13 protein-coding genes are annotated in these 10,591 nt (G+C 43.0%); 6 read left to right on the forward strand and 7 right to left on the reverse strand.

Translation table 11 applies throughout. From position 1 onward, the window contains the following. Positions 1 to 153: 153 nt before the first annotated feature. Together FTU09_RS12915 and FTU09_RS12920 are read left to right on the forward strand one after the other, a co-directional pair. Complete coding sequence (locus FTU09_RS12915) at positions 154 to 768, forward strand: hypothetical protein (RefSeq protein ID WP_154320231.1); 615 nt, start codon at positions 154 to 156, stop codon at positions 766 to 768. A gap of 355 nt (positions 769 to 1,123) precedes the next feature. After that, positions 1,124 to 2,056 (forward strand): IS5-like element IS17 family transposase, encoded by a 933-nt coding sequence (locus FTU09_RS12920; RefSeq protein ID WP_082188693.1) that lies wholly within the window; start codon positions 1,124 to 1,126, stop codon positions 2,054 to 2,056. A 116-nt stretch (positions 2,057 to 2,172) separates the two neighbouring features. Here FTU09_RS12920 and hisF read toward each other — a convergent pair whose 3' ends face one another. Next, a complete protein-coding gene (hisF, locus tag FTU09_RS12925; protein WP_154320232.1) occupies positions 2,173 to 2,931 on the reverse strand; it encodes an imidazole glycerol phosphate synthase subunit HisF in 759 nt (252 codons plus the stop codon). Between the two features lie 113 nt (positions 2,932 to 3,044). On the opposite strand from hisF, the gene FTU09_RS12930 reads away from it, so the two are divergent. The 3 genes from FTU09_RS12930 to FTU09_RS12940 are packed head-to-tail and all read left to right on the forward strand — an operon-like array spanning position 3,045 to position 5,082. Beyond that, on the forward strand, positions 3,045 to 3,995 hold the full coding sequence (locus FTU09_RS12930) for a homoserine kinase (RefSeq protein ID WP_154320233.1): 951 nt from the start codon (positions 3,045 to 3,047) through the stop codon (positions 3,993 to 3,995). Between the two features lie 12 nt (positions 3,996 to 4,007). Further along, complete coding sequence (locus FTU09_RS12935; RefSeq protein ID WP_179994019.1) at positions 4,008 to 4,637, forward strand: DUF1294 domain-containing protein; 630 nt, start codon at positions 4,008 to 4,010, stop codon at positions 4,635 to 4,637. Positions 4,638 to 4,677: 40 nt separating this feature from the next. Then, complete coding sequence (locus tag FTU09_RS12940; RefSeq protein WP_167846391.1) at positions 4,678 to 5,082, forward strand: hypothetical protein; 405 nt, start codon at positions 4,678 to 4,680, stop codon at positions 5,080 to 5,082. A gap of 55 nt (positions 5,083 to 5,137) precedes the next feature. Here the strand turns inward: FTU09_RS12940 and FTU09_RS12945 are convergent, their stop codons facing one another. The 6 genes from FTU09_RS12945 to hisB form a co-directional block, all read right to left on the reverse strand. Continuing rightward, a complete protein-coding gene (locus tag FTU09_RS12945) occupies positions 5,138 to 6,046 on the reverse strand; it encodes a DMT family transporter (protein ID WP_104852667.1) in 909 nt (302 codons plus the stop codon). A 92-nt stretch (positions 6,047 to 6,138) separates the two neighbouring features. Then, entirely contained in the window at positions 6,139 to 6,870 is a 732-nt protein-coding gene (hisA, locus tag FTU09_RS12950) for a 1-(5-phosphoribosyl)-5-[(5-phosphoribosylamino)methylideneamino]imidazole-4-carboxamide isomerase (RefSeq protein ID WP_004974395.1), read from the reverse strand. 67 nt (positions 6,871 to 6,937) lie between these two features. Continuing rightward, positions 6,938 to 7,615: a hypothetical protein gene (locus FTU09_RS12955; RefSeq protein ID WP_004974396.1), complete on the reverse strand. Its 678-nt coding sequence runs from the start codon at positions 7,613 to 7,615 to the stop codon at positions 6,938 to 6,940. A 169-nt stretch (positions 7,616 to 7,784) separates the two neighbouring features. Further along, positions 7,785 to 8,255: a DUF805 domain-containing protein gene (locus tag FTU09_RS12960; protein WP_004974398.1), complete on the reverse strand. Its 471-nt coding sequence runs from the start codon at positions 8,253 to 8,255 to the stop codon at positions 7,785 to 7,787. A gap of 248 nt (positions 8,256 to 8,503) precedes the next feature. After that, a complete protein-coding gene (hisH, locus tag FTU09_RS12965) occupies positions 8,504 to 9,121 on the reverse strand; it encodes an imidazole glycerol phosphate synthase subunit HisH (protein ID WP_004974401.1) in 618 nt (205 codons plus the stop codon). Further along, positions 9,121 to 9,714, reverse strand: coding sequence for an imidazoleglycerol-phosphate dehydratase HisB (gene hisB, locus FTU09_RS12970; protein WP_096902642.1), 594 nt, complete (start codon positions 9,712 to 9,714; stop codon positions 9,121 to 9,123). Before hisB ends, hisH begins: the two co-directional genes overlap by 1 nt. Before the next feature lie 96 nt (positions 9,715 to 9,810). On the opposite strand from hisB, the gene FTU09_RS12975 reads away from it, so the two are divergent. Continuing rightward, positions 9,811 to 10,188, forward strand: coding sequence for a GNAT family N-acetyltransferase (locus FTU09_RS12975; protein WP_096902643.1), 378 nt, complete (start codon positions 9,811 to 9,813; stop codon positions 10,186 to 10,188). Positions 10,189 to 10,591 lie beyond the last annotated feature (403 nt).

Genomic DNA, 10,591 nt, shown 5'->3' on the forward strand with positions numbered 1-10,591 from the left:
AACTGTAAAGCGTATATTGCAAGAACGGACTGACCGCTACAAGTCGGAACTGACCGACTCAGGCTCTAGTTACACGCTTGGCAACAAGACATTAACAGAGTGCGAATTAGTCCTTGAGTATGTTTGACTACATTTTAAGGAACAGAAATAGCGATGTGGAAAGGATTTCTAGCAGGTTTGGTGGTTGCCAATGGTTTTGAATGGGTGGCACATAAATATATTTTGCACGGAACGCATCGAGCAGGGCAGCGCCGTTATAGTCCTGTGCCTGAAAGTATGAAATCACATTGGGAACATCATCGTGAAGTGCGTAAAACCAGTTTTCACGATCATGGCTATGTCGAAGGGATTCGCAACTGGCGTACCAAAAATGAAATTGTGTCTTTGGCTGTGGTGGCAACGGTGGCCAGTGGCGTGTTCTATCCAATTTCTAAGGGTATGAGTTTGGCTGCGCTATATAGTGCTGCGAATTATTATTATATTCACCGTCGTGCGCATTTAGAGCCAGAGTGGGCAGTTAAGAAAATTCCGTGGCATTATGACCATCACATGAACAGTAATCAGGATGCGAACTGGTGCGTGACCAAACCGTGGTTTGATTATATTTTAGGAACGCGAGTCATTTCAGCACCTGCCTTACAGGAGCAAAATCCGTTAGGCATTGCCTTACCTCGGGTGATTGCACAGGGTTTAAACCATCTGTCTGCTGCATATTTTCCTGCCAAATGGGTCGAGAAAAAATTAGCTGTGGCAGAGCAGTTATCTTAACTGTATTGCAGCAAATGAAGGTTTGTACTGACAGCTTGGGCAAGTCTTGTCGCAAATGGTCAATGTTTTTGGTGTTTTTGGTCAATATTTCAGCTAAAGCTCTGCGTATATTGTGTGCAGTGAAATATCCACGGATGTTTCGGTTGAATATTGTGTGATGATAAATTGATTTTGTTGATTATTTTTTTATAAGTCTATTTAAAAAGATAAAAGAACCTCAGCGCTGTGGTTTTTTGAGTTGATAGGAGTCTTCGGACTCCTTTTTTTCTGCCTAAATTTTACCTTTACTTCAATTTTAAGCGGCTTTGTTGCACAAACCTATCTGTAAAGGCTTTTTCAGCGATATAATTTTCAAATGAAGAAGCCTACACACAAAATCTACCGTACAACCAATTGGCCCGCATATAACCGAGCACTCATGAGTCGCGGAAATATTGCCATTTGGTTTGATCCTGCTACGCAATGGTATGCTCCATCAAAAGGCAAACAAGGGCGAAATCAAACCTACTCCGACGCAGCTATCCAATGCTGCTTAATGATTAAATCCTTATTCCGTCTATCTTTACGTATGGTCACTGGCTTTGTGCAAAGTCTGATTAAACTTTGTGGATTAAATTGGACCGCACCAGATTACAGTACGCTTTGTAGAAGACAAAAGCATATTGATATTGCAATCAGCTACCAAAAAAGTAGCGATGGGCTGCATCTACTCATAGACTCTACAGGCATGAAGTTTCTAGGTGAGGGCGAATGGAAACGCAAGAAACATGGACCTGAATATCGTCGCCAATGGCGTAAACTTCATATTGGTATAGATGCCAAAACCCTTCAAATACGCGCTATTCAACTCACTACAAATAATGTGAGTGATTCACAAGTACTTGGTGATTTACTCGATCAGATTCCTCAAGATGAGCAGATTGACTCTGTTTATACCGATGGAGCTTATGACACCAAGCAATGCCGTCAGGTCATTGCAGATCGGCAAGCACATGCGGTGATTCCACCTAGAAAAAATGCGAAACCATGGAAAGATACAAAGAGTAGCTCGCTAGCGCGAAATGAATTACTTCGAACAGTTAAACGTTTAGGCAGGACACTATGGAAAAAATGGTCAGGCTATCATCGCCGCAGTTTGGTGGAAACCAAGATGCATTGCATCAAATTATTAGGCGATAAATTAATGGCAAGAAGCTTTCCTAGTCAGGTGAATGAGATTCATGCACGTGTAGCAGTCCTCAACAGATTTACGGAATTAGGTCGACCAGTTACCCAAGTTACGCCTTAAATTTGGCTCAATTAGGGGCGCTTTGCATTTCAAATCTTTGTGCAACAAAGCCATTTTAAGCTAAAAAAAGTGCAATCCTCAGATTGCACTTTTCACAGTTCGTTTGCACTATGATTTTACAAACGCATTTCAATGCCTTGTGCTGCCAAATATTGTTTGGCTTCAGGAATGGTATGCTGACCAAAGTGGAAAATTGAGGCTGCCAGTACCGCATCGGCACCGCCTTTTAGAATCCCATCGGCCAAGTGTTGTAAATTACCTACACCGCCAGAAGCAATGGTAGGTACCATTACACGGTCATTGATGGCACGCATGAGCGCCAAGTCATAGCCTGCTTTGGTGCCATCGGCATCCATTGAGGTGACCAATAGCTCACCTGCGCCATAGTCTGCCATTTTCACTGCCCATTCAATGGCATCAATACCGGTTGGTTTACGACCACCGTGGGTGAAAATTTCCCATTTGTTATCACCCGTTTTTTTCGCATCAATGGCAACCACAATACATTGCGCGCCAAAACGCTGTGAGGCTTCTTGCACAAATTCAGGGTTAAACACGGCTGCAGAGTTAATGCTGACTTTATCTGCACCTGCGTTAAGTAACAGGCGGATGTCCTCAACCTTACGCACGCCACCACCAACGGTGAGGGGCACGAACACGGTTTCTGCCATACGTTCTACGGTACGATAAGTCGTATCACGACCATGATGGGTAGCGGTAATGTCTAAAAAGGTGATTTCATCGGCACCTTGTTCATTATAACGACGCGCCACTTCTACAGGGTCGCCCGCATCACGAATATCAAGGAATTGCACGCCCTTAACCACGCGACCATTATCTACGTCTAGGCAAGGAATAATACGTTTCGCTAGCATAAATTTTTCCAATTATTACAGCCGATTATGAAACTCACCCACACAAGCGCTACACCTTGGCAGATGGAGCGGGTATTCTATCAAACTTAGCTCAGGTTTTTCGCAGGTTTTCTATGTCGGTTTATACTCCTTTGACTTTAAAGGAAGTTCAGGTCTTTGCAGCGCCTTATGGATTGGAGGTGGTCGAGCTGATTCCCATTCAAGGGGGGATTCAAAATACCAATTATTTTTTGCGCTGCGACAATCAAAACGAGTACGTGCTGACCATTTTTGAAGAATTAGATCAGCAAGCGGCAGGTGAATTAATTCCTGTATTGCAGCATTTGGGGCAAGCGGGTTTGCCTGTGGCAGTGCCTTTATCCTATTCGGGACAAGCCATTCACCAATTAAAAGAAAAACCTGCACAAATTGCACCGCGTTTAATTGGGCAGCATCCGACACTGGCAACAGTGGCGCAAGTGGAAGCGATTGCGATTGCACAAGCCAAAATGCATGTGGCCTTACAAAATTTTCCTTTGCAGCGCGATCATGTACGTGATCATGCTTATTGGGCAGGGGTCGCACGCCAATTAAAACCAAGCATGCATGTGGCCGATCAAGCCTTACTGTCCAAACTTTTGGGCTTGTATGAAGCTTTAACCGCAGTCTATCCGCAGCGTCCCAAAGGTTTTATTCACTCGGATTTATTCCGTGACAATACCTTGTTTGCAGATGATCAGTTGCAAGGCATTTTAGATTTTTATGAATTAAATCAAGATGAATTGCTGTTTGATATTGCGATTACGCTGAATGATTTTTGTACCGATTTTCCTGAGCTGAGCTTAAATGAAAGCAAGGCGATTGCATTTTTAAATGCCTACGAAACGGTGCGTCCTTTAACCCAAGACGAAAAGGCTTGTTTAGAACTGTATTTGGCAATGGCGGCAGGACGTTTTTGGTTAATGCGTTTGCAGGTGGCTGCTAAAAATGCGGCAGAAGGGCGGACAGGCGCAGATATTCTGCAGAAAAATCCAGATGAAATGCGGAATATGCTGATTGAACGCTTAAAGTTTGTGACAGCTTGAGGGATATAGAACATGCGTGATCAAGGGCGTTTAGTCGAATGGTTTGATGAGCAGGGTTATGGGTTTATTCAGCCGAATGACCACCAAAAAGATCGCGTGTTTTTACACATTAAGGACTTCGCCCGACAAGGGCCACGTCCAATTGTGGGCTGTGCCTTGGAATATACCGTAACTGTGGATGAGCGCGGACGTTACCGAGCACAGCAAGCGGTGTATTTAAAAGCTTCGCAGACCAAAGCAGCAAAGGCATCTGCTGTGAGTGCGAAAACATCCAACATCACGCAAAAAATGCAGCCGATGCAAATATTATGTGTGGCTTATATTGTTGCTTTGGCTTTGCTGACGCTGTTGGGATTGCTCAGTGGCATGTTGTTATTATTCATCAGTTTAATGAATGCGCTGAGTTATTGGCTGTATGCACAAGATAAAGAAGCTGCACAGCAGGGCGGGCGTCGTATTCCTGAAAATAATTTGCATATCGTGGCTTTTTTAGGGGGCTGGCCTGCAGCATGGTTAGCACAACAAAAATTACGCCATAAAACACAAAAACAACCCTTTGGTAAGATTTATTTTTGTACGATAGGCTTAAATATCTTGCTGATTTTATGGTTAATTTCTCCGTTGAATCAGCTCAGTATCTAATTGGGAATATTGTTCCAGTAACAGGCTTGTCAGGTGCATTATGTCAGAAGCAGAGCATTCATATTCAGTAGATCAAGACCCACATCGTTCATTGACCATGATTTTATATGTGCTGTATATCGTGGCGATTTTTTCTGCGGGGATATTGGCCGTGATTGCCTTAATCATCAACTATTTAAAACGTAGTGATGTACAAGGTTCAATTTTTGCCAGTCATTTTACTTGGCAAATTCGCAGCTTCTGGTGGTATCTGTTTTGGAATATTGTGGCCTTTGTGCCGTTCTTTTTGGTGTTCTTTAGTCCAGATGCGCAAAGCTTTGCCAGTATGACTTTGGCTGCGACACTTTTCTGTATCGCAGTGGTTGCTATTTCGTGGTTATGGATTGTTTACCGTGCTATACGCGGTTTAATTCGCGTGAATGATAATTTACCGATGTATCATTAAATTCACGTTCGTTCGTCTTTTTAAGATGTTTTGAGCGATCTTGCCTAGATGCTGTTCATTCAACTTTTTGGGATGATGTGTTTCGTTTTAAAAATTTTGGTCGCCATTCGCTGACCAGCACGCCTAAAACCACCAGTAGTCCACCGAACAACGCCAGAACTGCCAAGCGCTCGCCTGCCAAACGTCCAATCAATGCGGCCCAAACAGGCTCACCTGCATAAATAATAGCAGCTTGCGCAGGGTCTACTTGTCGTTGCGCCCAGTTCATCACCAATTGAATCACGGCACTGGCAATGCCTAAGCCGAGCAAAACAGCAAGGAGTGACCACTGAAATTCGGGCAATTGAGTTTCTCCAACCCATGGTGCAATCGCAAAACACAATAACGATGCACAACCCAGTTGGATGAGGGTAACGCGCTTTAAATTGACCCGATTGGCAAAATAGCTAATTAAAATAATTTCAAAGGCAATCGCAATTGAACCGATTAAAGTAATGGCTTGTCCAAAACTTAACTGAATTGCGCCTAAGCCATTGCCTGTTAAAAAGACCAAGCCTACAAATGCCAAAATAGCACCCAACCAAGTCATGACATGCGGACGTTGATCAAAGCATAACCACAGCAATAGCGGTACAAGCGGGACATACAGCGCCGTTAAAAAGGCCGATTCGCTACTGCTGATACTTTGTAAGCCAATGGTTTGAGTGACATAACCTAGCGCAATGACTGCGCCTATGGCAAAGCCTGCATAGAGTTCATCGATGCTAAAACCACGTAAGCTTCGCCATGAAATCAGCCCCACGGCCAACGTGGCTGCGGCAAAACGTAAGCCTACAAACAGTACTGGACTGCTGAAGTTCAAACCGTATTGCACGGTAATGAAGGTTGCACCCCAAATTAAAGTAATCAAAATGAGCGCCAGTTGCGGGGCTTTACTGCGAAGCATTGGTGAAAGCTGAGACATATAATTTGTAGGAGATGAAAAACTTAAGATGAGCAAAATAAAATCAAAATAAAAAAGAGGTCCGCAGACCTCTTTAAAAATACGCGGCAGAATTACAAAGATTGCTCATCTAAAAGCAACTGTGCCTCACGCAGGCTTAACGTGCCTTCGTAAATTGCACGACCTGTAATCGCACCTAAAATGCCAGGCTGACCTTTTAGGTTGCGTACGTCATCTAAATTGGTCACACCGCCAGAAGCAATCACGGGTAAGCCTGAATATTGCGCCAAGTTTACGGTTTGTTCTACGTTCACACCTTGCATCATGCCATCACGGGCAATATCGGTATAAACAATGCTAGATACACCTGCATCGGCAAAACGCTTAGCTAAATCTGTTGCCTTCACGTCTGTGACGTTGGCCCAACCATCAGTAGCCACCATGCCATTCATGGCGTCAATGCCGACAATGATGTGTCCTGCAAATTTCTTGCAGGCTTCTTCTACAAAAGTAGGCTCTTGTACGGCTTTGGTACCAATAATCACGAACGATACGCCTGCATCTAAATAGTGTTCGATGGTTTCGAGTGAACGAATACCGCCACCAATTTGAATTGGAAGATCCGGTTGTGATTTTGCAATCGCTTCAACCACAGGTTTATGAATTGGCGTACCTGCGAAAGCGCCGTTTAAATCGACTAAATGCAAGCGACGCGCGCCTTCATTTACCCAGTGTTGTGCTGTTGCCACTGGATCGTCAGAAAATACAGTATCATCTTCCATACGACCTTGTTTTAAACGAACACACTTGCCATCTTTCAGGTCAATTGCAGGGATGATCAGCATGCTTTCGCTCCTTGCCAAAAACTTATTGAATTCAATCTGTGCATCTTAACAAAGTATTGTTAAATATCTAAGCATCTGTTGTAGGTTTTGTTTTAGAGGGACGAATCCGCAATTTGAGTGAACTGTTTGGGATATGCTCGGGCAATAGACCCAAACGCCCCAATTCTTCAAATATCAACACAGGTGCGTAGGCATCGGCGGCAGCATAGGCAATTTGTGCTTCACTGAGCTGTTTGCATGCCCAGTTTGAGGTGCTGATACTTCGGCTTTTAGGGAAATGAACGTGAAATAATAATGCCATGGCATTTTTAAGCCCAAGCGGACTTTTAAAACCAAAACTGCCAAAACATTTGGATAGTTCAATCACGCTATTCAGTTGTATACCTTTTTTACGAAATAAATGGGCATCATTTTTCAGCCCAAAACCTACTTTAATTTGATCGCGATTGGCAAAAACTGGCTGCAAAAATTGCCAAATGTCATCATTGAGCTGAAATAGATAGGCTTTTTCTAAGGTTGCGAGCTGAATTAAATGCGGGCCTGTAGAAACTTCGCCTACATTAAACGTGGGTTTAGATTCAGAATCGAAACCCAAGACAGCTGCGGTTTTCAGTTCAGCTTCAATTGCTAGACATTGCTCTAGATTTTGAATCAGTACAATATTTTGACGCGCAATATTTTCAAACAGTGGCAATTGCCGAATTTCATCAGGGCTAGGCAGGGTACGCAGACGAGTGAGATCCATAACATTCAAAGCGGTAAAGAAGCGGTTTTAGCCTAAAGCGTTTTGCGGAATTTGGCAAAGTTTAAAAGATTGAAAATGCTGTGCAGGACAAAGATTGCAGCGAATATCCTGAAAAAATAGCCCAATAGATGGGCTATTTCGAAATATCAACCAAGTGGAATATTTTTGCTTAGACGTTGCTGAATATACCTGACAAGAAGCTGCCAATAATCGCCAAAATCATCAGCACAATAAAAATCCAAGCCAGTACTTTTTCCCAACCTGCAGTTTCACGTACCGCACCATAGCTATTTTGACGATCATCGCCAGGTGCAAATACCAAATATAAACCCATAATAATATTCACCAAAGGCACCAAAATCAGCAAAGATAACCAGCCAGTATGATTGCGGTCATGCAAGCGGCGGATGGTGAAAATAAAGCTAAAATAGAACGCAACGATATAAATGATCACGAGCAAGATCATGCCGATGCCCATAGAGCCAGAGCCGAGCTCTAGCAATAAATTGGGTGCAACAACGGCAATAATTGCAATCAGTACTGCAAGCCCCAAGCTGAGCAAACAGTTCCACGCTAAAAATGATAATCGACCAAAACGCCCCGCTGCACTGAGTGCAGAATCTTCTACATATTGACTCATTGTTGTAATTCCTAGATTTTTTGAATTTTCTGTCGCATACCGTATATTTGCTCAAAAATCTTGTGAGATATCTCTCTCACATCGCAAACATAGACCAATTATCGACAGACCCTCAGTTTATTTTGAATAAAAGGTATAAAAAACGCTTTAATTTTAAACACAAATCAATGTGCAATAAAAGTGAAAAACATTCACGCAAAAATAAAGCCGAGATTAACTCGGCTTTATTGATTGAAGCATCCTGAATATTAGATATTCCATTCCACAAAGTTTTTTAGTAACTGCAAACCAACAGTGTGACTTTTTTCTGGGTGGAACTGCGTTGCAAACAAGTTGTCTTGATGCAGGGCTGTACAGAAAGTTAAACCATAATCACAGGTCGCGGCCACGATTTTTTCATCTTGCGGTTCAACATAAAAACTATGCACGAAGTAAAAACGCGCATCTTGTTCAATGTTGTTCCACATAGGGTGGCTCGGGTCACGTTGATGTACCTGATTCCAACCCATGTGTGGCACTTTTAAACCTGCTACTTCAGGAAAGCGTTTGACTGTACCTGCAAAAATGCCCAGTGCATCTGCTCCGCCATTTTCTTCGGAATGTTGCATCAGCGCCTGCATGCCTACACAAATTGCAAGTACAGGTTTATTAAAGACCGCGTTGCGTACCACGTCATCAATGCCAGCTTCATGCATGCCTTGCATACAATCACGCATAGCACCCACACCTGGAAACACAATTTTATCGGCTTGTGCAATCAGTTTTGGGTCATTGGTCACATCTACCGTTGCACCCACATGCTCTAAAGCTTTCGCTGCAGAGTGTAAATTTCCCATGCCATAGTCAAGAAGGGCAATTCGGGTCATTAGAGTGTTCCTTTGGTTGATGCCACTGTATTTTCAGCACGTGGATCGACTTCACATGCCATACGTAAAGCACGTGCAAATGCTTTAAATACGCTTTCAATTTGGTGGTGGCTGTTTTTACCTTTGAGGTTGTCGATGTGCAGTGTCATTAATGCATGGTTGACAAAGCCTTGGAAGAATTCTGAGAATAAATCCACATCAAAAGTACCAATACGTGCGCGGGTAAATGGAATATCCATAAATAAACCCGGACGACCCGATAAATCGACAATCACACGGCTTAAAGATTCATCAAGTGGTGCGTAAAAGTGACCGTAGCGTCGTAAACCTTTTTTATCGCCCAAAGCTTGAGCAAAAGCTTGTCCAAGCGTGATACCACAGTCTTCTACAGTGTGGTGATCATCAATTTCCAAGTCGCCATCACAATGAATATCAATATCAAACAAACCGTGTCGCTTGATTTGATCAATCATATGGTCTAAAAATGGAACTCCAGTGTTGAGTGTGCCTTGACCCGTACCGTCCAGATTCACACGAACTCGAATTTTAGTTTCGTTGGTATTTCTCACCACTTCACTGATACGTTGGGTCATAGACACGTTCCTCAAAAAACGTCAAAAATGATTGATGTAAAATGTTTTCGCTGTGACGAAGTCTCAGCATATTAGATTGCTCAGGAGGGTTAATCAATGCCTATTACCGTACATGCCTATACTTCACTGGAAAATACCGAAGTGCGCAGCCAGCTTGAGCGACTGTATGATACCAGCCCTGAATTTGGCGATGGGCAAGATGCGGTAAGCCAACTTGAGCAGAACTTGGCTCAGTATACCCTACTTTACACGGCAGAATTTAATACTAAAGTGATTGGTGCGATTTGGTGCACAGGGCAAGATGATCATCGTACGCTTGAATATATTGTGGTGCATCCTGCAAACCGTGGTCGAGGTGTGGCAGATCGTTTGGTGAGTGAGGTGTGCCGTATGGAAGAAGCCAAAGGTGTGCAGCACTTTCAGCCGGGTTGTGGTGCGATTCATCGTTGTTTGGCGCATTTGGGTAAGTTGTGAGTTTTTAAAAAGCTGACGTTGTGTCTGTCTTTTCAGTTTATCCGTATAGGTCAAAATTAAATTAGTATCGAAAATCCCTTCTCTTGCGCCATATATGGCTCAGGGATGAGGAATATCTTCCGTAAGAGGATGATGGGGGATTGAAGTATGGTTTTAATCGGATTTGTGAAAGAAGTTTATCCACTGGAGCGAAAAACCTCGTGGTTCAGCACGAGGATATAAGCGACTGGAGTAAACCATATGAACGACACGAAATGTCGTTTTAAATACTTGTACTATAGTCACTATTAAGAAAAATACTGTTAAAATAATTGGATGAAGACACTCAAATTACGCATAAAAGACAAACATTGCAAGGTGCTAAATCAGTTAGCATCCGAAGTAAATTTTGTCTGGAATTATG

The sequence above is a fragment of the Acinetobacter sp. YH12058 genome (genome assembly GCF_013419805.1).
GTDB lineage: Bacteria > Pseudomonadota > Gammaproteobacteria > Pseudomonadales > Moraxellaceae > Acinetobacter > Acinetobacter towneri.

What these genes read in the sequence shown, in the direction of transcription:
- FTU09_RS12915 (WP_154320231.1), top strand. Translation starts at nt 154, where the DNA reads ATGTGGAAAGGATTTCTAGCAGGTTTGGTGGTTGCCAATGGTTTTGAA.
- FTU09_RS12920 (WP_082188693.1), top strand. Translation starts at nt 1,124, where the DNA reads ATGAAGAAGCCTACACACAAAATCTACCGTACAACCAATTGGCCCGCA.
- hisF (WP_154320232.1), bottom strand. Translation starts at nt 2,931, where the DNA reads ATGCTAGCGAAACGTATTATTCCTTGCCTAGACGTAGATAATGGTCGC.
- FTU09_RS12930 (WP_154320233.1), top strand. Translation starts at nt 3,045, where the DNA reads ATGTCGGTTTATACTCCTTTGACTTTAAAGGAAGTTCAGGTCTTTGCA.
- FTU09_RS12935 (WP_179994019.1), top strand. Translation starts at nt 4,008, where the DNA reads ATGCGTGATCAAGGGCGTTTAGTCGAATGGTTTGATGAGCAGGGTTAT.
- FTU09_RS12940 (WP_167846391.1), top strand. Translation starts at nt 4,678, where the DNA reads ATGTCAGAAGCAGAGCATTCATATTCAGTAGATCAAGACCCACATCGT.
- FTU09_RS12945 (WP_104852667.1), bottom strand. Translation starts at nt 6,046, where the DNA reads ATGTCTCAGCTTTCACCAATGCTTCGCAGTAAAGCCCCGCAACTGGCG.
- hisA (WP_004974395.1), bottom strand. Translation starts at nt 6,870, where the DNA reads ATGCTGATCATCCCTGCAATTGACCTGAAAGATGGCAAGTGTGTTCGT.
- FTU09_RS12955 (WP_004974396.1), bottom strand. Translation starts at nt 7,615, where the DNA reads ATGGATCTCACTCGTCTGCGTACCCTGCCTAGCCCTGATGAAATTCGG.
- FTU09_RS12960 (WP_004974398.1), bottom strand. Translation starts at nt 8,255, where the DNA reads ATGAGTCAATATGTAGAAGATTCTGCACTCAGTGCAGCGGGGCGTTTT.
- hisH (WP_004974401.1), bottom strand. Translation starts at nt 9,121, where the DNA reads ATGACCCGAATTGCCCTTCTTGACTATGGCATGGGAAATTTACACTCT.
- hisB (WP_096902642.1), bottom strand. Translation starts at nt 9,714, where the DNA reads ATGACCCAACGTATCAGTGAAGTGGTGAGAAATACCAACGAAACTAAA.
- FTU09_RS12975 (WP_096902643.1), top strand. Translation starts at nt 9,811, where the DNA reads ATGCCTATTACCGTACATGCCTATACTTCACTGGAAAATACCGAAGTG.